General features: G+C 51.3%; 23 protein-coding genes. 15 read left to right on the plus strand and 8 right to left on the minus strand.

What is annotated here, in order from left to right; genetic code table 11:
* The 6 genes from J1836_RS21410 to J1836_RS03235 form a co-directional block, all read left to right on the plus strand.
* Window positions 1–607: hypothetical protein (locus tag J1836_RS21410; RefSeq protein WP_242632708.1), on the plus strand; the 607-nt coding region annotated here is incomplete at its 5' end.
* Window positions 608–619: 12 nt separating this feature from the next.
* Window positions 620–937 carry a hypothetical protein gene (locus J1836_RS21415; RefSeq protein ID WP_242632709.1) on the plus strand — a complete coding sequence of 106 codons (318 nt, stop codon included), beginning with the start codon at window positions 620–622 and terminating at the stop codon, window positions 935–937.
* Window positions 938–981: 44 nt separating this feature from the next.
* Entirely contained in the window at window positions 982–1,449 is a 468-nt protein-coding gene (locus J1836_RS21420; RefSeq protein ID WP_242632710.1) for a hypothetical protein, read from the plus strand.
* Between the two features lie 175 nt (window positions 1,450–1,624).
* The gene (locus J1836_RS03225) at window positions 1,625–2,725 is read left to right on the plus strand and encodes a tetratricopeptide repeat-containing glycosyltransferase (protein ID WP_207249658.1); all 1,101 of its coding nucleotides are present in this window, start codon (window positions 1,625–1,627) and stop codon (window positions 2,723–2,725) included.
* 28 nt (window positions 2,726–2,753) lie between these two features.
* Window positions 2,754–3,950, plus strand: a complete 1,197-nt coding sequence (locus J1836_RS03230) for a glycosyltransferase (protein WP_207249659.1) — start codon at window positions 2,754–2,756, stop codon at window positions 3,948–3,950.
* A 67-nt stretch (window positions 3,951–4,017) separates the two neighbouring features.
* On the plus strand, window positions 4,018–4,317 hold the full coding sequence (locus J1836_RS03235; protein ID WP_207249660.1) for a DUF2288 domain-containing protein: 300 nt from the start codon (window positions 4,018–4,020) through the stop codon (window positions 4,315–4,317).
* A 5-nt stretch (window positions 4,318–4,322) separates the two neighbouring features.
* Here J1836_RS03235 and J1836_RS03240 read toward each other — a convergent pair whose 3' ends face one another.
* The 7 genes from J1836_RS03240 to pip all read right to left on the minus strand — a co-directional run bounded on the left by J1836_RS03240 (window position 4,323) and on the right by pip (window position 10,555).
* On the minus strand, window positions 4,323–5,069 hold the full coding sequence (locus J1836_RS03240) for a rhodanese-like domain-containing protein (RefSeq protein ID WP_207249661.1): 747 nt from the start codon (window positions 5,067–5,069) through the stop codon (window positions 4,323–4,325).
* Window positions 5,070–5,101: 32 nt separating this feature from the next.
* Complete coding sequence (locus J1836_RS03245) at window positions 5,102–5,785, minus strand: acyltransferase (RefSeq protein WP_207249662.1); 684 nt, start codon at window positions 5,783–5,785, stop codon at window positions 5,102–5,104.
* Between the two features lie 20 nt (window positions 5,786–5,805).
* The gene (locus tag J1836_RS03250) at window positions 5,806–6,987 is read right to left on the minus strand and encodes an SDR family oxidoreductase (RefSeq protein WP_207249663.1); all 1,182 of its coding nucleotides are present in this window, start codon (window positions 6,985–6,987) and stop codon (window positions 5,806–5,808) included.
* A gap of 37 nt (window positions 6,988–7,024) precedes the next feature.
* Window positions 7,025–7,318 carry an acyl carrier protein gene (locus J1836_RS03255; protein ID WP_207249664.1) on the minus strand — a complete coding sequence of 98 codons (294 nt, stop codon included), beginning with the start codon at window positions 7,316–7,318 and terminating at the stop codon, window positions 7,025–7,027.
* Between the two features lie 6 nt (window positions 7,319–7,324).
* Entirely contained in the window at window positions 7,325–9,004 is a 1,680-nt protein-coding gene (locus J1836_RS03260; RefSeq protein ID WP_207249665.1) for an HAD-IIIC family phosphatase, read from the minus strand.
* Window positions 9,005–9,164: 160 nt separating this feature from the next.
* Window positions 9,165–9,602, minus strand: coding sequence for a D-aminoacyl-tRNA deacylase (dtd, locus tag J1836_RS03265; protein ID WP_207249666.1), 438 nt, complete (start codon window positions 9,600–9,602; stop codon window positions 9,165–9,167).
* A complete protein-coding gene (gene pip, locus J1836_RS03270) occupies window positions 9,599–10,555 on the minus strand; it encodes a prolyl aminopeptidase (RefSeq protein WP_207249667.1) in 957 nt (318 codons plus the stop codon). The genes dtd and pip overlap by 4 nt, the downstream gene beginning before the upstream one ends.
* A gap of 72 nt (window positions 10,556–10,627) precedes the next feature.
* Between pip and J1836_RS03275 the strand changes: the two genes are divergently transcribed.
* Window positions 10,628–11,242: a DsbA family protein gene (locus J1836_RS03275; protein WP_207249668.1), complete on the plus strand. Its 615-nt coding sequence runs from the start codon at window positions 10,628–10,630 to the stop codon at window positions 11,240–11,242.
* A gap of 166 nt (window positions 11,243–11,408) precedes the next feature.
* Window positions 11,409–12,140 carry a restriction endonuclease gene (locus tag J1836_RS03280; protein WP_207249669.1) on the plus strand — a complete coding sequence of 244 codons (732 nt, stop codon included), beginning with the start codon at window positions 11,409–11,411 and terminating at the stop codon, window positions 12,138–12,140.
* Window positions 12,141–12,364: 224 nt separating this feature from the next.
* Here J1836_RS03280 and J1836_RS03285 read toward each other — a convergent pair whose 3' ends face one another.
* Entirely contained in the window at window positions 12,365–13,921 is a 1,557-nt protein-coding gene (locus J1836_RS03285) for a PD-(D/E)XK nuclease domain-containing ATP-binding protein (protein WP_207249670.1), read from the minus strand.
* 67 nt (window positions 13,922–13,988) lie between these two features.
* On the opposite strand from J1836_RS03285, the gene J1836_RS03290 reads away from it, so the two are divergent.
* The 7 genes from J1836_RS03290 to acs all read left to right on the plus strand — a co-directional run bounded on the left by J1836_RS03290 (window position 13,989) and on the right by acs (window position 23,370).
* Complete coding sequence (locus J1836_RS03290; RefSeq protein WP_207249671.1) at window positions 13,989–14,447, plus strand: GNAT family N-acetyltransferase; 459 nt, start codon at window positions 13,989–13,991, stop codon at window positions 14,445–14,447.
* A 95-nt stretch (window positions 14,448–14,542) separates the two neighbouring features.
* Window positions 14,543–15,667, plus strand: coding sequence for a thiolase family protein (locus tag J1836_RS03295; RefSeq protein ID WP_207249672.1), 1,125 nt, complete (start codon window positions 14,543–14,545; stop codon window positions 15,665–15,667).
* Window positions 15,667–17,958, plus strand: a complete 2,292-nt coding sequence (locus tag J1836_RS03300; protein WP_207249673.1) for a 3-hydroxyacyl-CoA dehydrogenase/enoyl-CoA hydratase family protein — start codon at window positions 15,667–15,669, stop codon at window positions 17,956–17,958. Before J1836_RS03295 ends, J1836_RS03300 begins: the two co-directional genes overlap by 1 nt.
* 3 nt (window positions 17,959–17,961) lie before the next feature.
* Window positions 17,962–18,786 (plus strand): SDR family oxidoreductase, encoded by an 825-nt coding sequence (locus J1836_RS03305; protein ID WP_207249674.1) that lies wholly within the window; start codon window positions 17,962–17,964, stop codon window positions 18,784–18,786.
* On the plus strand, window positions 18,787–20,451 hold the full coding sequence (locus J1836_RS03310) for an AMP-binding protein (RefSeq protein WP_207249675.1): 1,665 nt from the start codon (window positions 18,787–18,789) through the stop codon (window positions 20,449–20,451). It abuts the gene before it with no gap.
* A gap of 79 nt (window positions 20,452–20,530) precedes the next feature.
* Window positions 20,531–21,271 carry a PP-loop family protein gene (locus J1836_RS03315; protein ID WP_207249676.1) on the plus strand — a complete coding sequence of 247 codons (741 nt, stop codon included), beginning with the start codon at window positions 20,531–20,533 and terminating at the stop codon, window positions 21,269–21,271.
* A 152-nt stretch (window positions 21,272–21,423) separates the two neighbouring features.
* Window positions 21,424–23,370 (plus strand): acetate--CoA ligase, encoded by a 1,947-nt coding sequence (gene acs, locus J1836_RS03320; protein WP_207249677.1) that lies wholly within the window; start codon window positions 21,424–21,426, stop codon window positions 23,368–23,370.
* Window positions 23,371–23,464 lie beyond the last annotated feature (94 nt).

The following is a 23,464-nucleotide window of genomic DNA, read 5'->3' on the forward strand; positions in this document are numbered from 1 at the left end:
CCGGGTGCAACTGGTGCTAACGGCGCGAAAGGCGATACCGGTGCAACTGGTGCAACTGGTGCAACTGGTGCAACTGGTGCAACTGGTGCAACTGGTGCAACTGGTGCAACTGGTGCAACTGGTGCTAACGGCGCGAAAGGCGATACCGGTGCAACTGGTGCAACTGGTGCTAACGGCGCGAAAGGCGATACCGGTGCAACTGGTGCAACTGGTGCAACTGGTGCAACTGGTGCTAACGGCGCGAAAGGCGATACCGGTGCAACTGGTGCAACTGGTGCAACTGGTGCAACTGGTGCAACTGGTGCTAACGGCGCGAAAGGCGATACCGGTGCAACTGGTGCAACTGGTGCTAACGGCGCGAAAGGCGATACCGGTGCAACTGGTGCAACTGGTGCAACTGGTGCAACTGGTGCAACTGGTGCAACTGGTGCAACTGGTGCTAACGGCGCGAAAGGCGATACCGGTGCAACTGGTGCAACTGGTGCAACTGGTGCAACTGGTGCTAACGGTTCAAATGGTCAAGGCTTCTTTGACTGGTTCAGCCAAACCATTGGTGACTTTGACCGAAGCGGTACTACTGACCAAAACGACGTTCGTGCATGGTTGAAAGGTGACACTGGTGCAACTGGTGCTACTGGTGCAACTGGTGCAACTGGTGCAACTGGTGCTACTGGTGCTGCTGGTGCTACTGGTGCTACTGGTGCTGCTGGTGCTGCTGGTGCAACTGGTGCAACTGGTGCTACTGGTGCAACTGGTGCTACTGGTGCTACTGGTGCTACTGGTGCTACTGGTGCTGCTGGTGCAACTGGTGCAACTGGTGCAACTGGTGCAACTGGTGCAACTGGTGCAACTGGTGCAACTGGTGGAACAGGTCCACGCGGCCCTGTTACTACTGTCAATTGTGGCTCCGTTATCGGTGACCCTGTATTCACCGTAAATAGCACAACCAACGGTACTAATAATGGTACGACTAGTTACCAATTGGTAGGTCAAGCTAACGCGACTTATAACGTTGTTAGTGATCGTGGTTTCCAGCTCAATGCGCAAATGCATCCAACTAATGGCAATTACATGGGTGCTATTGGTGCTAATGTTGGTACTCACCAAATCAAGTTCGATAGAAGTGGACAGATGACGCTTGATGGTGTTGTCAAAGCCAATGGTACATACGACTTGGGCAATGGTTCTTCTGTTGTGAAAAATGGCAGCGAAGTTCGTATTGTAACGTCTGAATATCAGGTCAGATTGCAATCTAATACTGCTGTTGTCAATATCACGAACATCACTAGCCCTAACACTAATGCTGATGGCGTTTTGCCAAACGGCTTGTTAGGTGGTGCGATGGACGGGACTCAAGGTGACCATGCAACACAAGCACAGGTTGAACAGTACCGTGTAGCTGGGTTGTTTGATACCGCTTTCGCAAACAACAACCAATTCAATGACTAATTGATGAAGTGACCGAGTATCAGCTCGGTCATCAATCAACGTTAGAAAGCCCACCTTTGGTGGGCTTTCTTCTGTAAGAAAATATTGTATTAAATGTAAACTTAATAGTATAGAAAAAAATATCGTTAATTCATTATCCATACCCTAAGTTTTATTTTTCCAAGGAAATCCAATAATGGTCACTAAGAAACCAAACATCTGTTTAAACATGATCGTCAAAAACGAAAGTGCCGTCATCACCCGCTGTCTAGACAGTGTTAAAGATTTAATCGACTACTGGGTCATCAGCGACACCGGCTCGACCGACGGTACACAAGACATTATCCGCAACTATTTCCAACAGCACCACATTGACGGCGAACTGCTGGAACACGAATGGTGTGATTTCGCCCACAACCGCAATCTTGCACTCAAAGCAGCACGCGGCAAAACTGACTACATCCTCATCATGGATGCAGATGACTACCTCATCAAAGCAGACACCTTTCGCCTGCAACCGCTCAAGGCAGATTGCTATGCGCTAAAAACACAGCGCAATGGCATCACCTATTACTGCGACAAACTGATTAAAAGTAGCTTACCTTGGCGTTGGGAAGGCATTTTACATGAACACCTGTATTGCCCAATAAACTACAGTATCGGCAAAATCGTCGACGACTGCGAACTGCAATCCACCGCAGAAGGCGCTAGAAGCCAAAACCCAACTAAATACTGGGATGATGCAATGGTATTGGAAAAAGGCGTACTCGCAGAACCCAACAACACCCGCTACCGTTTTTACCTTGCACAAAGCTATCGCGATGCCGGTTTTCCCGAAAAAGCCCTCGAAAATTACCAAAAACGTGCCGACATGGGTGGCTGGGAAGAAGAGGTTTATTACGCACTCCTAGAAGTTGCTCACCAAAAACAGTGGCTCAACCACCCTACATTCGAGGTGATCGATGCTTACCTAAAAGCCTACCACTACCGCCCACAGCGCTTGGAAGCACTCCATTGTGCGCTCAGACTCTGCCGTATCCATGCACACTTTCACTTAGGCTATCACCTCGGTTGGTCGGCTAGCGGTATCTTGCTTCCCACCGACGATATATTGTTCGTCGACAACAGCGTTTACGCATGGCGATTTCTTGATGAATTATCCATCTGCACGATTTACGCCAATAAACCGCAAGAAGGAGCACTCATGATCGAGTCACTCCTACGCGAAAACCGCGTGCCTGCCGATCAAAAACCTCGGATAGAAGCCAATCTCCATTTTGCCAAAAGCCAGATCTAAGTAAACACAAGCTCATGGGTGGTTATTCATGCAAACTCAAATCAATAGCGTTTGTTGGAACGCAATCGTCAAAAATGAATCTCACATTATCGAACGCTGCATGGCATCGATGGTCAAGGAATTGGATTACTGGGTAGTCGTCGATACCGGCTCTACCGACGGTACTCAGGACATCATCCGTAACTTCATGGCACAACACGGTATCCCCGGTGAATTAATTGAGCGTCCTTGGGTGAATTTTTCCCACAACCGCAGTGAAGCCTTGCAACTCGCCGAGCACAAAGCGGACTACATCCTATTTTGCGATGCGGATATGGCGCTCGAAGTTCAAGACCCTGACTGGAAGCAACACTTAAGCGCCGACGCCTACCTCGTTGATCAACACGCGCATGGTGGGCTATTGGTTTACCCCAATATTCGCTTGGTAAACGGACGGCTGGAAGGCGACCGCCGCTTCCGCTACTGGGGTGCAACCCACGAATACTGCGACTCCATTGAACCCCTTCTGGCGCATCGATCTCGGCTCAATGGCATTTCGATGCTGGATTTTGCCGATGGTGGGGCTAAAAGTGACAAATACGCCCGCGATGCACACCTATTACAAAACCAAATTACGCAATTGGAAGCCTTGGAAACCGCCAGCCCTGCGGTAAGACAAACCGCTTATGACAGCGGCATTCTGCGTCATGCACCCAATCTGATTACACGCAGCACGTTTTATCTCGCCAAAACGTACCGCGACAACGACCAAAGCGAACTTGCCATCGCCACTTACCAAAAACGCGTCACGCAAGGCGGCTGGAAGGAAGAAGTTTGGTACGCACTGTTTGAAATTGCCCGCCTCAAAGAAAACCTGCATTACCCGGAAGAAGACATTATCCGCGCGTATCTGGATGCGCATGAAAACCGTCCCTCTCGCGCCGAAGCCTTACATCACTTGGCTCGCTATTTACGACGCCGCGAACGCTATGCACTCGCTTACACTTACGCCCTCACCGCGAATGCAACACCACTGACCGATGATATATTGTTTGTGATGCGTCCTGTCTACGACTGGCAAGCGCAAGATGAATTAGCAATTGCCGCTTACTGGATCGGGCGTTACCAACAATGCGCCGAACTTTGCGAACAATTGCTCACAGGCGATGTACCATTACCCGATAGCGCCCGTGAACGTATTCAAGCAAACTGGCAATACGCCAATGCAAAGCAGCAACCATCGTAATGGGTATATTCTCTTAACCAGCTCACGTAAAATGTGGGCTTTATCTTGACGTAAAGGCACAAGCCACATGGAAGAAGAACTACTCCCCCTAAAGGATCGCCTGAACCTTGAAACAGCTCGCATTACGTGGTCTGAACTGGAACGGTATTTCGCAAGCGGCAAAGTGATACACGTTGCTGCAACCTTGGATTTAATTGAAGTCGCTACCAGCATTGCCGAAGACAATGCCGCTGCTGTTAAACAATGGATGGAGGCGCAACAAGTGGATGTATTAAACGACGCGACTACGCTCCAGTGGGTAGAGCAGCAGCCGGATAATTTATGGGCCGTCGTGCTTGCACCGTGGGTGTTGGTGCAAGCACGCTAAAACACTTACTTCTTTTCAGCGGGTTTGGCAGCGGCATTCGGTTTAACCGTCGTTAAACCCAGAATCGACCAATCTTGCATCCCACCGCGATACCACTTGAGCTTTGCGGCGGGGTAGCCAAAACGTAGTAAGGTTTTGATATTCGTGGGGGATTGCCCGCACCACATGCCATTACAAAACATTACTAAAGTTTTTGCCGCAGAATAATCGAATACTTTACCAACCGCATCACCACCCACCGCAACGGCTTCATCAACGGACATGGCATCCGCACCGTCCGCCAACTTAACCCCAAAGTGCTTAGTCAGAATATTGATAATGTCGTCGGTCGTTGCACCTTTATCAGGGGCTAGACTTTCCCATGGGATATTCACCGCACTGGGAATCGTCCCTTTTTCGACCCAATCAGCCGTGCGGGAATCGACGATGACAATGCTGGCATCACCACCACTCATTTTTTCCAGATAATCCAACATCCCCAGCTCAGCGATGGTATCCACACCGTCCGCCACCTGATCAGGTTGGACACAAAATGGCGGACAAGGGCGCGACGTTTGCGCAAAATCACCCGTGATCACGGCTTTCGTGTCCTGATTACGCTTAATCTCAATGTCAGCACCGTTGTGTTTAACCGTAACACTCATTTTATCGGCAGTAATCCCAACGGGTTTAGCATCATCCGCCAATACCAATCCCGATACACTCAAACTCGCTGCCAGTGCAGCCATGCCGACGCATTTGATTACGTTCATCCTCATCCTCCTCTACTTCCAACAAAATCGACTTATTCTGTCGCCGTGGTTTCCGCAATAGGAAAACGCTCCTTCACCTTACGCGCCGGATTACCAGAAACAAAACTGTTTTCTTTAATAGGACTCATGACAATCGAATACGGCGCAACAAAGCACTCTTTTTCAATCGTGACGGCAGGCAAAATCACCGCACCCAAACCAATTCCCACGTTATTGCCAATGACGATAGGGGCAGACAATTGCGCCAATTCCCCACCCCAGCTATAGCAAACGCGGCGATTTGGATTATTCGAGTCGGTCGGCAAGTTGGTCAACGAGTAAATTTTTGCACCCGCACCCGTGCCGCAATCATTGCCGATTTGCACGCCACCGTGCGCCTGAATCAAGGAATACGGGGTAATGTGAACATTATTCCCAATGTGCAACTCGCCCACTTCGTGCTGATAATTCGGGTTGGTCAACACTTTCGCGCCTTCTTCCAACGGCACCTTACCCGCCATCAAAATGCAATAACGGTCAATCCACACATTATCGCCGAGGTGAATATCACGCGAACCTTGGATAATAACGCCCTCGTCAATCACCAGATTTTTACCGCAACTGCCCAAACGACGGCTGTAATACATATAACGTAATTTGCGCCCGACATCCCCACCGAGATTACGGATCATGCTTCTCAGCAGGTTATCAAAAAATAGCGCGATAGACTTAAGCATGAGAAATCCTTTACTAAAAATCAGGCCATGACCTGTCCGCCGTTAACGCGGATGGTTTCGCCCGTGAGGTAATCTGATTGGCGGGAAGCAAGGAAAGTAACGACACCAGCAATGTCTTCCGGCTTCGCCAAACGGCGCAACGGCACACGCGCTGCCGCCATTAAGCGGATACGTTCCGGCACTTCGGACATTTGTTGGGTATCGGTCATCCCCGGCGCAACCATATTGACGCGGATACCACTGGCAGCCAGCTCAATCGCCAAAGCGTGGCTGAAACCTTCTAACGCCGCTTTTGTAGTAATAAATGGCAACTGATTCCCCATCGGCGTATCAATCATTTGCGCACTGATGTGGATAATTTTGCCATAACCCACCGCTTCCATTTGCGGCGCAACGTGACGCACCAAATAGAACGCGCCTTGCAACGCCGTCTGGAAATGTGCGTCGAAATCCTTCCACAACACATCCGTCCAGCGGATCGGTGCCATCGGTGCAGTCGTGCAATTCACCAGTACCGTAATATTGCCCAAGTGACGTTTGACGTGATGCACCATATTGGCAACAGCAGCTTCATCACGAATATCAGCATTCACGATCACCGTTTTTTGCCCCGATGCTTCTACGTCACGCGCCACCGCAGCGGCTTTATCCATTTGGGTAAAACCATGTACCGCCACGTCAAAGCCCGCCGCCGCGAGGCTACGGCAGATCGCACTGCCCATGCCGCCCGACCCACCAACCACTAAGGCAACGGAGCGCGGCTGCTCAGGTTCAACCGCTGCCTCTTCTTCAAAATCGACCACTTTGACTTTGGCGATACCTGTAGTCACTTTCTGGCGGTTTTGATTGAAAATATCGGTTTGTAGTTCAATGACTTGGGTTCGTTCCGACTTACTCAACACTTCTGCCCGCACCAACAAGGTATCACCGACCCGCACAGGCAGCAAAAACTCAAGACTTTGCGAAAACCATAACGCGCCATCCCCCGGCAGACGTGTCCCGATAATGGTCGAGATGAAGGACACCCCCAACATGCCATGCGCCACCGGCTTTTTGAAGCTGGTGCGGGCTGCGTATTCGGCATCCACATGCAGGCGGTTATCATCGCCGCTCAACGCAACGAAACGTTCCAAATCTTTTTCGGTGACGACGTGTTCCAGTTCGGCGACTTGCCCAACCAGGATTTCATCAAAACGAGCCATGCTTGCCCCTCAGGTAATGCTGACAGTGTACTGAGTTTTAATAATAACTGAATAAACCGTCGTCGGCACTTGGTGCAGCGGGGTCTTCATTACATTTGCACACGGTTAATGCCACGATGTCCGCCGCCGTATCCAATTGCGCGAACTCTTCTTCGGTATAACGGATACCAAATTCCTCTTCCAACATCAGCAGAATTTCAACCTGCTTGAGGGAATCCCAGTCGCGGCGACCATTCATCGTCAACCACACACCGTCGCCAGTGGGTAAAGGCTTACCCAACACCGCCACGATCGCTTGCTGGAGGGTTGCCTTAACTTTATCTGAATCCATGTCTTGTTATTCCTCAGTTAATTGAACGCTTTGTACAGGCGTAAACTGTTCAAGTTTGTGTTTAGGGATACCGTTCAGCCCTTCTTGAACGGCATCGGGGGAAACTTCCAAATGCCCTGCCAACCAGCCAACCGCTGGTTGGTTACGCGGGCCATGCTGGACACGAAACGCTACTTGCTCACAGGTTTTAAACTGCGGCATATTGCGGATCGTCCACAGTACAATCGTGTCTTCCAATTGACGGCCTAAGGCACGGCAACTGATGCATAGCTCTTCAATCACCAGCAAATCACCGTGCCGCTCTGCCACGATCACCGCGATGATACCACTATCTGACAAGCGGTCTTTCAACTGCACGCAAGCCACACAGGCATTGTCATTCTGGTAGCGTTCGGTAATTTCCGACAAGCTGAAACGACGCATTGCCAAGTTAAACTGGTTGGTTTTTTTACACAAATCAGCCAAACGAGACAAATGTTCTTGCGGGGAGTGATTGAATACTAGTGCAACCTGTAGATTACGCAAATATTCTTCGGGGTCAGTCACTTCGGTGAGTAAAGATTCGCGCAACGCATTGGCTTTCATGTCTTGATTACGCTTCACATCATCCGCTGTAACTTTCCAACGCCATAAGCCGGGGTAATATTCCATCGCTCGTTGGGTTAATTCGGCATTTTCATGGGCATGAATCGCGTGGACTGTTGGCAAATGGCTGGTCACTGCCGCCAATTCGCCGATATTGTCATCCACAAACAGTACCGCATCCGGCGCAATCCGCAAGGCTTGTGCAACCCGTGCAATCGCGCTGGCTTTGTCACCCCATGACACTTCCGTTGCCGCGAAATCATCCCATTTCAGCGGGAAATCGTCGCGTTGGGCAAACAGGTCTTCCACGTCCACACGCTCATTACGCGACACCAGCGCCAAAAAGATGCCTTTCTGTTGCAAGGCTTTGATGGAGGCTTGCAGGGCAATGTGTTGCGGCGTCAGTTCCACGCCTTGGATGCCATCTTCGCCCAAAATACCTTTGTGCAGGGTATTGTCTAAATCCAGTGCCAAGGCTTTGATCGGTGGCGCAAGTGCCGCCGGAAACCAATGGCAAGCCAATTTACGCGCTAAAATCGCTTGTGCCGCATTGCTCACGGGCGAACCTGTCGCCACTGCAATACGCATATCCAGCAATTCCACACCCGCCTCACGGCACACACTGCCAATGTCCGCAAAGTAAATATCCGGCAAGGTATCAACAATTGCCTGCATCCGCTGACGCTGCTCATCGCTTAGCAACCATGTGGCTACGATAATCGGTGCTTTCGACATGGAACGCAGTACGCCTAAACGAGTCAACAGCCACTCGCTCCACGACACAAAATCGGTATTTTCCAAATAACGGCTGCTATCCAGCCACAATAATTCAATATCCGCCTCGGTGTACCCAGCAAACATTAGGGAATCGTCGTAATCCCCAAAGTTGAAAGCCACTTGCCAGCGCCCAAACGCAAAATACGGGTTCGCTAAACTCACGATGGATTCTAACGCATGATTGCGCCACACATTCGCTGTTACCACCCGATTTTGGTCTTCACCAAAATTCAATTGTTGTAATGATAAACGCGTGGGCCGTGCTGTAAACAGGACGGGTTGCCCTTCCATACGCTTGATAGTAGAAGACATTTCAGAAGACATTACATGCCGCTCCAGACAATTTCCATAAAGCATTGACACTTTTTAACATACACCCCGCTACCTTACCTGATTGTCAGGATGTAGGCACAGAATGACCCGATCAACTGTAATAAGGGGCTTTATTGACAAGTGATGATTATTTATTATAGATGTCGACACTTCACACCTGCAACCAGAATGTGACCGGACCGTCATTGATCAACGACACCTGCATATCCGCCGAAAATACGCCCGTTTGCACGCTTTCAAGCTGTAGTCGCGCCCGTTCCACAAAGTCATCAAACAACGTTTTACCCAGCTCTGGCGGTGCGGCGGGCGTGAAACTGGGGCGCGTTCCCTTGCGCGTATCGGCGGGCAAGGTAAATTGCGGCACAATCAACAACTCTCCCGCCACTTCGCGTAACGATAAATTCATCTTGCCCTGTGCATCCGCAAAAATGCGGTAGCCCAACACCCGCTCTAACAACCGCTCGGCAGTTGCTGGGGTATCGGCTTTTTCCACGCCCAATAACAGCATAATGCCGCACCCGATCTGCCCGACAGTGACACCATCCACGTCCACTTGTGCGCGGGAAACCCGCTGGATCAAGCCAATCATGCCAAATGTTCCACCAACGCATCGGTCGCTTGCACCAAGGCTTGCTGAATACCGGCTTCACTCGCCGCATGACCGCTATCGGGAATAATGTGGAAATCCGCATTCGACCACGCCTTATGCAGCGCCAGCGCTTGTTCCAACGGGCAAATCATGTCGTAACGACCATGAATAATACTGCCCGGCAAATGCGCAATCTTGTGGGCATTTTTTAAAAGCTGGTCAGGCTCAAAAAAACCTTTGTTAATGAAATAATGCGCCTCAATCCGCGCCACACTCATCGCCGTATACGGGTCGGTGAAATGCGACAACACGGTTTCTTTTTGTTGCAAGTTCGCGCAACGCGCTTCCCACGTAGACCATGCTTTCGCCGCCTGCATCCGCGCAATTTCGTTATCACCAATGAGCCGCTTATAGTACGCCGCTACCATATCGCCGCGCTCCGCTTCAGGAATCGGCGCGAGGTAATCTTGCCAGTAATCGGGGTAAATACGTTCAATGCCCTGCCCCAACTGGTAAAACCAATCAATATCCGCCTGACGGCACAGGAAAATACCGCGCAAAATCATCCCACTAACCCGCGCCGGATACGCTTCAGCATACGCCAACGCCAGCGTCGAACCCCACGAACCGCCAAACAGCACCCACTGATCAATGCCCAGTTTTTCGCGGATCAGCTCCATATCCGCCACCAGATCCCACGTCGTATTGCGCTCTAACGACGCATGAGGGCGCGAACGCCCACAACCGCGCTGGTCAAACAAGATAATGCGGTAACGGTTAGGATCAAAAAATTGCCGATGCCACGGCTCACAGCCCGAACCGGGGCCGCCGTGTAGGAAGACCACGGGCAAACCATCCGGCACGCCGCATTCTTCCACATAAAGTTCATGTACATCATCCACTGGCAAGTAGAAATGTCCATTGTCACGAATTGGTGGGTAAAGCGCACTCACGCATGGTTCTCCTTAAAGGCATCTTTCTGATAAAAATAGTATAAAGGAAAATTGTTTTTCAGGTGCTTTTGTATGGTTGTCACAGCTACTCTTTATTACATCCATGACCCAATGTGTAGTTGGTGTTATGCCTTCCGCCCTGTCTGGGAGCAAATCCAGCAACAACTACCCGTCGATATTCGGGTGCAATACGTACTCGGCGGGCTTGCGCCCGATTCTGATCAACCGATGCCGCTGGAAACTCGCGCCTATGTACAAGATCAGTGGCATAAGATCATTCAGACTGTACCGGGGACGGTGTTCAACTTTGATTTTTGGGAGCAGTGTCAGCCGCGCCGTTCCACCTATCCGGCTTGCCGTGCTGTGCTATTGGCACGTGAACAGGGGCGTGATTGCGAAATCGCTATGATCCACGCGATTCAGAATGCCTATTACCAACACGCACAAAATCCATCCGATACCGATACTTTGTGCGCACTGGCACAGCAAGTTGGGCTAGATACGGATGCTTTCGCGCTTGCTTTGAATGCGGAAGCGACTCAGCAGGCATTGTTAGCGGATATGATGCTGGCACGGAAGGTTGGAGGAAACAGCTTCCCGTCGCTATTTTTGCAGCGAGATGGAAAGATTCGGCAAATTGCGCAGGATTACGAAAATGCAAAGGTAGTATTGGCAAAAATTGAGTAATTTACTAATTTCAGATTTTTTAAATAGTATTACGATACTTCTCAGGTATAGACATAGCCTCAAGCCATGTGAAAAATTCCTATTGAATAGGATAGAGAGAATTTGCATATCCTGTTAGACTTAGAATATACATATAACTCATTAACCACGAAAATCAATGATCCCCATGACATTTCCAAACGACATAAAACTTTCAATGAGAGACTGTATTCTAAAGGTTTTATGGCCTAAAGATGATATAGTGACATTTTTTCGGAACAACAGTTGTACAAAGTCAGATATTGATGCTCTTGGAGATCACAAGACATTACATCGTTATCAAATCGTAGACAACATGTTCACCTATTTAAGTACAAAGCCTGATGAAGGCTTAGGCCAATATCGGGCAATGCTTCAGTCACTAGTTAACTGGCAACAGTTTGACCCGTACTACTTTGAAAAACTTGGAAAACTTGACAAAACAGAAGCTGAGAGATCTATCACTCATCTTAAACAACTACAAGAAATACGAGATCACAAAATTCAAGAGCGACGTAAAGCACAAGCACGAAAAGAAGCAGCGACTAAAGTACCGTCAACAACACTTCCCGAACTGAAAACAAAATTCATTTCTTTACTACAAAGCGAGGTTATCGGTGCTAAACGCGGATATGTTCTCGAAGAAATTCTTCAATCACTTTGCAAGATCTCCTCGTTAGAGGTAACAGAACCTTATCGTGTGAATGGAGAACAGATTGACGGCTCACTAAAATACGATGGTGAGCATTATATCATTGAAGCCAAGTGGCAAGAAAAAGCTATTGCAAATGAGGCAGTATATCAATTTGCCGGAAAAATTGAAGGAAAAATGTATGGGCGCGGTTTTTTATTTCAATCCACGGATTTAGCAAAAATGTAATTAACTCTCTAGTAGCAGGAAAAGCAATAAAAACAGTATTTATAGATGGTGGTGACTTAATAATAACCTTAGAAGGACTCATAAGCTTTCCTGAAATGATTGATAGAAAAATCAAAGCAGCTCAAACAAAAGGTCTGATATACATAGATGCGATTACTGGCAAACAAAAAACATAATAAAACTCGAAATATCAACCAAATAAACCAATTACAAGCCACTGATTATTAAATAATAAAATCAGTATCCCAATCCTTAACTGCCTTATCGGTGCTGCTGAAATTAACCCCCAGCAGCACCTTCTGCCGAGCATCCATCAGATACTTCTCAGCATAACCTTTGTCCCTAATCTGCTGCAAAGCCGCTTCTGCACTCTTATTCAGCTTAAACTCAATCACATAAATATGAGTATCGGTTTTCACCACACAATCCAACCGTCCATTATTGGTATTAACTTCACTTTCGGCATATTGCCCCAGATAGAAAAACACCAGATAAATCAGGCTATGGTAATAGCTTTCTGCTTCTGCGATAAAAATCTGAGACGGGATGTTTCTGAAAATGCTATTGATAATCCGAATCAAACTATCCATGTCATTCTGGTAAAACGCTTGACGCAGTTGCAACACCATTGGCGTACCAATAGACGCTTCGGTATGCTGAATTTCGGCAATCAAATAACGCAGCATCGACTCCTTAACTTCCCGATTCGGGTAGCCAAGTCGATACACATTGAATTCATTCTGTTGTTTAATAGTCAAATACCCCGTCTGAAACAGCACCGGATACACTTGCAAATCCGTCAGGTCATAAGCCGCAAAAGCCAGCTCATCCACCTCTACTTCATCCACCTCATAAAGCCACTTCTGCCGCATCAGTTTGAGCAAAAATGTTGGCGTTCCCGTTGAAAACCAGTAATTATTAAACTGCCCCGTATCCAAATAAGACATCAACGAAAACGGGTTATAGAGCTTAACATCCTGCCCCCAACTGTAGCCGTTATACCATTCACGGATCAGCGCAAGTTGTGCCTCAACACTGCGTTTACTCTGCTGCGCCAATTCCGCAATGCGCTCACCAAAATACAGCTCAACTTCCTGTTGCGTATACCCCGTCAACGCCACATAACGCGGATGCTGCGTAATGTCTTTCAAATGATTCAGGTCAGAGAAAATGGATACCTGACTAAATTTCGATACCCCCGTCATCATCAGAAACTCGATATGTACGCTGCTGTCTTTCAGGATGGAATAAAACGCTTTCAATAATTGCTGATTAGCTTGAGCCTGCGCAATATCATCCAAATAATCGGTCAATGGCTTGTCGTACTCGTCAATCAGCACCACCACGCTGCCTTGTTGATGTGCCAACTTGCGCAACAACTCACGGAACTGACGCGCAATACCTTCCTCCTGCAATTGAATGCCCCACTGACTGCTCTGTAATTGCAATTCTGAGAGTAAAGCCGCTTCCAACCCTAGGGTTTTGAACCCAATGTCATTGAGCGAAAGATGCAGTACGGGGCGCGTTTTTGCCCAATCCCAACGCGATTCAATCCATAACCCCTTGAACAGCTCTCGATCCCCACGGTACAGGTGCTTAATCACCGACAGCATCAGCGACTTGCCAAAGCGACGCGGACGTGCCAAAAAGTGATAACGCCCCGTCGTCACCAAATCATGGATGATTTGCGTTTTATCCACATACAAATAGTCATCCTGACGGATGCCGTCAAAATTCTGAAGACCAATCGGCAATTTGAGCGGAAGGCTACTGTGGGTCATGGCATAGGCTACGGTTTACGGGTGTAAGGCAAGTATACACAACCTAATCTCAATTGGACGCACCACAATGAACAACCTCGAATTCCACTGGAACAGACTAGAAACGCTCTCCACCCACGCCTACCACGCCATCATGGTCGCCCGCCAAACCGTATTCGTCGAAGAACAGCAAATTTGCTGCGTCGATGCCGACCACCACGACACCCATTGCTGGCATCTCACAGCCCTGCACGACGGCAACCTGGCCGCCTACTTGCGCGTCGTCGACCCCGGCGAAAAATACCCCGAACCCGCCATCGGCAGAGTGCTCACCACCCAAGCCTACCGCCGCCTTGGTCTAGGCAAACACATCATGCAAATCGCCATCGCCCACATCGCCACGCAATACCCCGCTCAAGCCATCCGCATCAGCGCCCAATCCTACCTCCAACCCTTTTACGAAAATCTCGGTTTTGCAACCGTGGGCGACGCCTACCTCGAAGAAGGCATTCTGCACATCGAAATGCTGCGTCCGTCCAACACTTAACACCACAAACAGCACATTGATTTGACGCAACTAATTCCGAGTCCTACCATCAGATATAACAAGCAAAATAAAACCGTACCAATGGAGGAGCAAGCATGAAGAGCGTTGTGATAGCCGGGTACGCCCGCACTCCCTTTACTACCGCCCACAAGGGCGCGTTTGCCAAAGTCCGCCCCGACGACCTTGCCGCCGCCGCTGTGGTCGGTTTGCTCGCTAGGACGGGCGTTGACGGCAACGCCATCGAAGACCTAATCCTCGGCTGCGCCTTCCCCGAAGGTGAGCAAGGCTTCAACATGGCGCGGCTGGTTGTGCTAATGGCAGGCTTGCCGCAAGCCGTCGGCGGTGTCACCGTCAACCGTTTCTGCGGCTCATCCATGCAAGCCATCCACCAAGCGGCAGGCGCAATCCAGATGAATGCCGGAAACGCCTTCATCTGCGCCGGAGTCGAATCCATGACCCGTATCCCCATGACTGGCTTCAATCCCTCCCCGAACCCCAAGCTCTACGCCGAACTTCCCGCCGCTTACATTAGCATGGGGCAGACCGCCGAAAACATCGCCAAACGCTACCGCATTTCCCGCGAGGAACAAGAAGCCTTCAGCGTCACCAGCCAGCAAAAAGCCGCCGCCGCGCAAGCCGCTGGCAAACTTGCCGCTGAAATCATCCCCGTCGGCAACGTCACCCAAGACGGCTGCATCCGCCCCGACACCACGCAGGAAGCCTTGGCTGGCCTGAAACTCGCCTTCGACACCCACGGCACTGTCACCGCCGGAACAGCCTCGCCGCTCACCGACGGCGCATCCGCCACCCTAATATGCAGCGAAGACTTCGCCCAAGCGCACGGCTTACCTATCCTCGCCCGCATCCGCAGCATTGCCATTTCCGGCTGCGCCCCCGAAGTCATGGGGCTGGGGCCGATCCTGTCCACCCAGAAAGCCCTGCAACGCGCCGGACTCAGCGTCGCCGACCTCGACATTATCGAACTCAACGAAGCCTTTGCCTCACAATCCATCGCCTGCATCCGCGACCTCGGCTTGGATACGGCTAAAATCAACCTCGACGGCGGCGCAATCGCGCTAGGGCATCCACTCGGTGCAACCGGCGCACGTATCACTGGCAAGGCCGCAGCTCTACTCAAGCGTGAAGGCAAGCAATTCGCCCTCGCCACCCAATGCATCGGCGGAGGGCAAGGCATCGCCACTATTCTGGAGGCGCTCTAATGGACATCCACAAAGTTGCCGTCATCGGCGCAGGCGTGATGGGTGCAGGCATTGCCGCCCATATCGCCAACGCCGGAATCCCCGTGCTGCTGCTCGACATCACCACCCCCACCCTCGACAAACTGCTGAAAGCTGACCCCGCACCGCTGATGCACCCTAAAAACGCCCGCTTGATCACCCCCGGCAATATCGACGACCACTTGGCAGCCTTACGTGATTGCGACTGGATCATCGAAGCCATCGTCGAAAATCTAGCCATCAAACAGGAGTTGTACCGCAAACTCGCCACAGTACGCCGCGCCGATGCGGTAGTTTCCTCCAACACCTCCTCCATTCCCCTGCACGAACTGATTGCAGGGCTGCCCGATGATTTCGCCGCGCATTGCATGATCACCCACTTTTTCAATCCACCGCGTTACATGCGTTTATTGGAGATCGTCAGCCGTGCCCAAACTGATCAAGATGCACTGGCAAAAATCAGCTATTTCTGCGACCACAAACTCGGCAAAGGTGTCGTCACCGCCAATGACACACCCGGATTCATCGCCAACCGCATCGGCATTTTCTGGATACAAACCGCCATCCACGAAGCTATCGCACTAGGTTTAACCGTGGAAGAAGCCGATGCCGTGATCGGTAAACCGATGGGTATTCCCAAAACGGGCGTGTTCGGCTTATCCGATTTGGTGGGTATCGACCTGATGCCGCATTTGATGCACAGCATGAAACACAGCTTGCCAGCGGGTGATGCGTTGCTGGAAAAAGCCAACATTCCGCCCGTCATCCAAACCATGATCGACACGGGTTACACCGGGCGCAAAGGCAAAGGGGGATTCTATCGCCTTAACCGCGACGGTGGCGAAAAGGTCAAGGAATCCATTAACTTGCAAACGGGTGAATACAGTGTATCGCAAGCTGCCAAACTGGACAGTGTGAAAGCCAGCCGTGACGGGGGCTTGCAAGCACTGGTCTCCCACCCCGACAAGGGCGGGCAGTATGCGTGGCGAGTGCTGTCGCAAACCCTGCGTTATGCCGCCGCGCTTGTGCCGGACATTGCTGATGATATTTGTGCCGTCGATACTGCGATGAAACTGGGCTACAACTGGAGGTTGGGGCCGTTTGAGCTGATTGACCAGTTGGGGGTAGCGGCGTTTGCACAGCGGTTGGCGGCGGAGGGGATGGAGATTCCGCCGTTGTTGGAAAAGGCGCGTGAACAGGGGTTTTATCGGCATGAAGCAGGCGAAACCTTCTATCTTCAACCCGATGGCACATATACTCCGCTGCAACGCCCCGCCGGAGTCCTCCTCCTCGCCGATCTCAAACGCCACACCACACCACTCTTGGAAAACGATGCTGCCAGCCTCTGGGACATCGGCGATGGCGTTGCCTGCCTTGAATTCCACAGCAAAATGAATTCGCTCGACCCGCAAATTCTGGAGCTGATTGAAGAAAGCATCGCCTTCATCCCCAACAATCACCAAGCGCTGGTGATTTACAACGAAGGCAGCAATTTCTCCGCAGGCGCAAACCTCGGTTTGCTGGTCTTTGCCGCGCAACTCGGTGGTTGGGATGAAGTGGATAATATCGTGCGTGCGGGTCAGCGTATTTACCAAACGCTCAAATACGCTCCCTTCCCCGTGGTCGGCGCCCCCTCCGGCATGGCGCTCGGTGGTGGCTGCGAAATCTTGCTGCATTGCGATGCCGTGCAAGCCCATGCTGAAACCTATATCGGGCTGATAGAAACGGGCGTTGGGCTGATCCCCAGTTGGGGCGGCTGTAAGGAAATGCTGCACCGTTGGAGCAGCTTCCGCAAACGCCCCGGCGGTTTCCTGCCACCGGTGCTGAAATGCTTTGAAATCATCAGCGTCGCCACCGTTGCCAAATCCGCGCAAGAAGCCAAAGATTACCTATTCCTGCGCCCAACCGACGGTATCACCATGAACCGCGACCGCTTGCTGGCAGACGCGAAAGCCCACGCCCTTACCATGGTGGCAAACTATCAGCCACCTGAACCGCCAGTATTCCACCTCCCCGGTGCAACCGCCCGCGTCGCGATGGAAATGGCAGTCAACGATTTTGTCGCACAAGGCAAAGCCACGCCTTACGATGCCGTGATTGCCAACACACTCGCGGCAGTCCTCAGCGGCGGTGACACTGACATAACCGATACCTTGAGTGAAACCGATTTGCTGGCATTGGAACACCAGCATTTCATGCAAATCGTCCGCAACCCCGCCACGCTGGCGAGGGTCAGCCACATGCTCGAAACCGGCAAACCGCTAAGGAACTGACGTATGGATACCCTACACGGCAAAACCTTATTCATCACCGGCGGCAGTCGCGGTATTGGCTTGGCGATTGCGCTCAAAGCTGCTAGCGAAGGCGCAAACATCGTCATCGCCGCGAAAACCACCGAACCAAATCCTAAACTACCCGGCACAATCTACAGCGCGGCTGCCGAGATCGAAGCTGCTGGCGGCAACGCTTTACCGCTCGCTGTCGACATCCGGGACGACGCGCAAATCCAAGCCGCTGTGCAACAAACGGTCGCCACCTTCGGCGGCATCGACATACTGGTGAATAACGCTAGCGCCATCAGCCTCAGTGGTACGTTGGACACGCCACTGAAACGTTTTGACCTGATGCAACAAGTGAACGCTCGCGGCACATTCGCTGTGTCACAAGCCTGCTTGCCGTACTTGCTACAAGCGGCGAATCCGCACATCCTCATGCTTTCCCCGCCGCTAGCGATGCATCCGAAATGGTTTAAAGATCACCTTGCGTACACAATGGCGAAATACGGCATGAGTATGTGCGTATTGGGTATGGCAGAAGAGTTTCGGGGACGGGTGGCAGTCAATGCGCTCTGGCCACGCACGGTGATTTTGACCGCTGCCATGCAAATGCTGGGCGACACAGTACAACCCGCCATGTGCCGCAAGCCAGATATTGTGGCGGATGCTGCCATTGCTATTTTTAAACGAGCGGCATATACCCATACTGGCAATTTTTACCTCGATGAAGACGTGCTAACGCAGGCTGGGGTGACGGATTTCACGCACTATGCGGTTAACCCCGATCACGCCCTGATGACAGATCTGTTTCTGGAGGAGACATAAATGGACAAACGCTGGCTACAAAGCTACCCAAAACACGTTCCGGCAGAAATAGACACGCATCAATACCGTTCGCTGGTTGACCTGTTCCAGCAAAGCGTCGCGCAATACCACGACCGCCCTGCCTTCAGCAATTTGGGCAAGGTGTTGAGTTATGCGGACGTTGACCGCCTAACCCAACAATTTGCCGCTTACCTGATCCACGGCGCGGGGTTGAAAGCGGGCGACAGGATTGCGCTGATGATGCCGAATTTGCTGCAATACCCAATTGCACTGTTCGGTGCATTGCGGGCGGGCTTAGTCGTGGTCAACACCAACCCGCTGTACACCGACCGCGAACTCGAACACCAATTGAAGGATTCTGGTGCAACCGCCATCGTGATCCTCGCCAATTTTGCGCACACGCTGGAAGACGTGATGGATGAGGTCGGCATCAAAACCATTATTACCACCGAAATCGGCGACTTGCTGGGCTTCCCCAAAGCGCTGCTGGTGAATGCGGTGGTTAAGTATGTGAAAAAGCTAGTGCCTGCTTTCCAACTGCCGGAAGCAACCCCTTTCAATCAAGCGCTGGCTATCGGCAAACAGCACGTCGCCCATTTCAAAGATGCCAATCCGCACCATGAAGACGCGGCATTCCTGCAATACACTGGCGGCACAACCGGTGTTGCCAAAGGCGCAGTACTCACCCACCGCAATATGATTGCCAATATGCTGCAAGCCGAAGCGTGGACAACGGCAGATTTGGTGGCTGGCAAGGAAATTTTCATCACTGCCCTGCCGCTTTACCATGTGTTTGCGCTGACCGCGAATGCGATGTTTGCGCTGAAAATGGGTGCTAAAAACGTATTGATCACCAACCCGCGTGATTTTCCTGCCTTCATCAAAGACTTGGCGCATGAACCGTTTACGTTCATCACCGGAGTTAACACACTCTACAATGCGCTGCTCAATCAGCCCAATATCAGCAAAGTGGATTTTTCACGCCTGAAAATTGCGTTGGGCGGGGGTATGGCAGTGCAAAAATCGGTGGCAGAACGCTGGAAAGCCTTGACGGGTATGACCTTGCTGGAAGCCTACGGTTTGACCGAAACCTCGCCTGCGGTGTGCATCAATCCAGTGGATTTGACCGATTACAACGGCATGATTGGGCTGCCGATTCCCTCCACCGACGTATCGATTCGCGACTTGGACGGTAATGAGTTGGAGGTGGGCGAAGCAGGTGAATTGTGGGTACGCGGCCCCCAAGTGATGCAGGGTTACTGGCAGCGCCCCGATGAAACCGCCAACGTCATGTCGGGTGATTGGCTGCGCACGGGCGATGTAGCCGTCATGAACGAGCGCGGTTTCATCAAGCTGGTGGATCGGCTCAAGGATATGGTGCTGGTATCCGGTTTCAATGTGTATCCGAATGAGGTCGAAGACGTGCTGGCGAGCCACCCTAAGGTGCTGGAAGCGGGTGTCATTGGTATCAAAGACGAGCATTCCGGCGAAGTGGTCAAAGCCTTCGTGGTGAAAAAAGATGACCGTTTGACACTGGAAGAACTCACCGCATATTGCCGCCACGAGCTTTCCGCCTACAAATGCCCGAAACAAATCGTGTTTGTGACGGCGTTGCCGAAAAGCAATGTGGGCAAGATTTTGCGGAAGGAACTGCGCAATTTATAATGCACTTGATTTAGCGTTAGCTAAAGTAGGCGCAATATGATGGGTAGCATATTCGCAGCTAATCGTTTATGTTCATGCTATGAATGAATTTGTCAAACCACCTAAATCCCTGCTGAGTAAAGTCGGCAAAGCCATCGGCGCATACCAACTGATTCGCGAGGGTGATCGCATCCTGTTAGGCGTATCCGGCGGCAAGGATTCGCTGGCATTGCTGCATTTGCTTAACCACTTCCAGCGGCACGCGCCGATTCGCTTTGAGTTTGCTGCGGTCACGATTGACCCGCAATCCGGGAGTTTCGACCCCTCGCCGTTGATTCCGTACATGGCGGCGTTGGGTATTCCCTACCATTTCGTGCGCGAACCCATCATGAAACTCGCCGAAACGCACATGGACAACGATTCCTACTGTGCTTTCTGCTCACGCATGAAACGCGGCTTGATGTACCGCACTGCACGCGAACACGGTTACAACGTGTTAGCGCTGGGGCAACATCTGGATGATTTGGCGGAAAGTTTTCTAATGTCAGCGTTTCACGGTGGCAAACTGAAAACAATGAAGGCACACTACCGCATAGATGCTGGGGATTTGCGGGTGATTCGCCCCTTGGTGATGGTACGGGAACGTCAAACGGCTGATTTCGCTAAAGCGGCTGAATTGCCGGTTATTGTCGAGAACTGTCCGATGTGTTTTGACATGCCGACACAACGCCAACACATGAAAGAGTTACTCGCGAAAGAGGAGCAACAAAACCCCACAATGTTCAAGAGTTTGCTGACTGCGATGCAGCCATTGATCCGCGATGGATTGGAAAAAATCTAAAGTGTCGACAATCTTATTTTTTTCGAGCCGCATTGCTGGACAGTCAGCGCAGATTGTATAAAGATAGAGCCTAATAATAAGGGGGTTATCCCCATGACAGCACCATAGAAGTCATCACTACACCGACTAGCTAGAACGAGGAGTCAACAATAATGTCTGATATGAAAGCCTACCCAGTGCCTGCCGAATTTGCCGCGCAAGCCAATATCAATGCCGAGCAATACGCATCCATGTATGCGCGTTCCATGAATGACTCGGATGCTTTTTGGGGCGAGCAAGCCGAGCAGTACCTGACCTGGTTTCAAAAGTGGGACAAGGTGCAAGATTGGAGCTTCGAGCAAGAAGACCTGCACATCAACTGGTTTATCGGCGGCAAGCTCAACGTTTCTTACAACTGCCTCGACCGTCACCTTGAAACCCGTGGCGACCAAGTAGCCATCATCTGGGAAGGTGACAACCCGAACGAAGATCGTAAAATCACTTACCGCGAACTGCACGAAGAAGTCTGCAAATTCGCTAACGTGATGAAAAGCCGAGGCGTCAAAAAAGGCGACCGCGTTTCCATCTACCTGCCGATGATTCCTGAAGCAGCAGTAGCCATGCTGGCCTGTACCCGTATCGGCGCCATGCACTCCATCGTGTTTGGCGGCTTCTCCCCTGATGCACTGCGTGACCGTATCCAAGATTCCGAATGCGGTTTGGTGATTACTTCTGACCAATCCATGCGCGGCGGCAAAAAAGTCCCGTTGAAAGGCAATGCTGACAAAGCGATGGATCAATGCCCAACCGTACACACCTGTATCGTGGTCAAACGTGGCGGCGATCCAGTGAAGTGGAACGAAGGGCGCGACATCTGGTATCACGACGCATTAGCAGACGCATCTGCGGATTGCCCTGCTGAAGCGATGGAAGCGGATGACCCACTCTTCATCCTCTACACCTCCGGCTCAACTGGCAAGCCTAAAGGCGTATTGCACACCACGGGCGGCTACTTGCTGCAAGCGGCGATGACCCACAAAACCGTATTCGACTACAAAGACGGCGAAGTGTACTGGTGTACGGCGGACGTGGGCTGGGTCACAGGTCACTCTTACATCGTGTACGGCCCATTGGCAAATGGCGCAACCTCGTTGATGTTTGAAGGCATCCCCACTTACCCAGACGCTGGGCGTTTCTGGCAAGTGTGCGACAAGCACAATGTTTCCACGTTCTACACTGCGCCAACCGCTATCCGTATGCTGATGGGCGCAGGCGACAAGTTCGTAGAAGCGGCTAAATTAGACAAACTGCGCCTCCTCGGCACTGTTGGCGAACCCATCAACCCAGAAGCGTGGGAATGGTATCACCGCGTCGTTGGTAAAGGTCGTTGCCCAATCGTTGACACATGGTGGCAGACTGAAACTGGCGCACACATGCTGACCCCACTGCCGGGTGCAACCCCATTGAAACCGGGTTCTGCCACTAACCCGTTCTTCGGCGTAGAGCCTTGCTTGCTGGACGACCAAGGCAACGAAATCGAAGGCAACCCAGCGGTCGGCAACCTTGCGATCAAGCGTCCGTGGCCTTCCATGATGCGCAGCTTGTACGGCGACCACAAGCGTTTCTATGAAGCCTATTTCGCCATGTTCAAGGGTTACTACTTCACGGGCGACGGCGCACGTCGTGACGAAGACGGTTACTACTGGATCACTGGGCGCGTCGATGACGTACTCAACATTTCTGGGCATCGTCTGGGTACTGCGGAGATCGAATCCGCGCTGGTACTGCACCCGAAAGTCGCTGAAGCGGCAGTCGTTGGCTACCCGCACGAACTGACTGGTCAAGGCATCTACGCTTACGTCACCCTGATGGCAGGTGAAGAAGGCACGGATGAGCTGAAGGTCGAGCTGAACAATTTGGTGCGCAAGGAAATCGGCCCGATTGCGAAGGTCAATATCATTCAGTGGTCACCGGGCTTGCCGAAAACCCGTTCTGGCAAAATCATGCGCCGTATTCTGCGTAAGATTGCTGCGAATGAAATTGACGGTCTGGGCGATACGTCCACACTGGCAGACCCAAGCGTGGTTGACAACTTGATCGACTTCCGCGAAAACAAATAAACTTTGCGTCTAATAAAAGGGTGTGGAGACCACACCCTTTTATTATTTCAATTGCAACAATTGTTATAATTTTCTAATTAGTTGAAAACTATCT

The sequence above is a fragment of the Thiothrix fructosivorans genome (assembly GCF_017349355.1).
Lineage (GTDB): Bacteria > Pseudomonadota > Gammaproteobacteria > Thiotrichales > Thiotrichaceae > Thiothrix > Thiothrix fructosivorans.

Bases quoted from the DNA above. Each gene is read 5' to 3' on its own strand.
- J1836_RS03280 (WP_207249669.1), top strand. From the start codon at position 11,409: ATGACATTTCCAAACGACATAAAACTTTCAATGAGAGACTGTATTCTA.
- J1836_RS03255 (WP_207249664.1), bottom strand. From the start codon at position 7,318: ATGGATTCAGATAAAGTTAAGGCAACCCTCCAGCAAGCGATCGTGGCG.
- J1836_RS03315 (WP_207249676.1), top strand. From the start codon at position 20,531: ATGAATGAATTTGTCAAACCACCTAAATCCCTGCTGAGTAAAGTCGGC.
- J1836_RS03310 (WP_207249675.1), top strand. From the start codon at position 18,787: ATGGACAAACGCTGGCTACAAAGCTACCCAAAACACGTTCCGGCAGAA.
- J1836_RS03240 (WP_207249661.1), bottom strand. From the start codon at position 5,069: ATGAACGTAATCAAATGCGTCGGCATGGCTGCACTGGCAGCGAGTTTG.
- J1836_RS03295 (WP_207249672.1), top strand. From the start codon at position 14,543: ATGAAGAGCGTTGTGATAGCCGGGTACGCCCGCACTCCCTTTACTACC.
- J1836_RS03285 (WP_207249670.1), bottom strand. From the start codon at position 13,921: ATGACCCACAGTAGCCTTCCGCTCAAATTGCCGATTGGTCTTCAGAAT.
- J1836_RS03305 (WP_207249674.1), top strand. From the start codon at position 17,962: ATGGATACCCTACACGGCAAAACCTTATTCATCACCGGCGGCAGTCGC.
- J1836_RS03245 (WP_207249662.1), bottom strand. From the start codon at position 5,785: ATGCTTAAGTCTATCGCGCTATTTTTTGATAACCTGCTGAGAAGCATG.
- J1836_RS03260 (WP_207249665.1), bottom strand. From the start codon at position 9,004: ATGTCTTCTGAAATGTCTTCTACTATCAAGCGTATGGAAGGGCAACCC.
- J1836_RS03290 (WP_207249671.1), top strand. From the start codon at position 13,989: ATGAACAACCTCGAATTCCACTGGAACAGACTAGAAACGCTCTCCACC.
- J1836_RS03300 (WP_207249673.1), top strand. From the start codon at position 15,667: ATGGACATCCACAAAGTTGCCGTCATCGGCGCAGGCGTGATGGGTGCA.
- acs (WP_207249677.1), top strand. From the start codon at position 21,424: ATGTCTGATATGAAAGCCTACCCAGTGCCTGCCGAATTTGCCGCGCAA.
- J1836_RS03225 (WP_207249658.1), top strand. From the start codon at position 1,625: ATGGTCACTAAGAAACCAAACATCTGTTTAAACATGATCGTCAAAAAC.
- J1836_RS03230 (WP_207249659.1), top strand. From the start codon at position 2,754: ATGCAAACTCAAATCAATAGCGTTTGTTGGAACGCAATCGTCAAAAAT.
- J1836_RS03275 (WP_207249668.1), top strand. From the start codon at position 10,628: ATGGTTGTCACAGCTACTCTTTATTACATCCATGACCCAATGTGTAGT.
- dtd (WP_207249666.1), bottom strand. From the start codon at position 9,602: ATGATTGGCTTGATCCAGCGGGTTTCCCGCGCACAAGTGGACGTGGAT.
- J1836_RS03235 (WP_207249660.1), top strand. From the start codon at position 4,018: ATGGAAGAAGAACTACTCCCCCTAAAGGATCGCCTGAACCTTGAAACA.
- J1836_RS03250 (WP_207249663.1), bottom strand. From the start codon at position 6,987: ATGGCTCGTTTTGATGAAATCCTGGTTGGGCAAGTCGCCGAACTGGAA.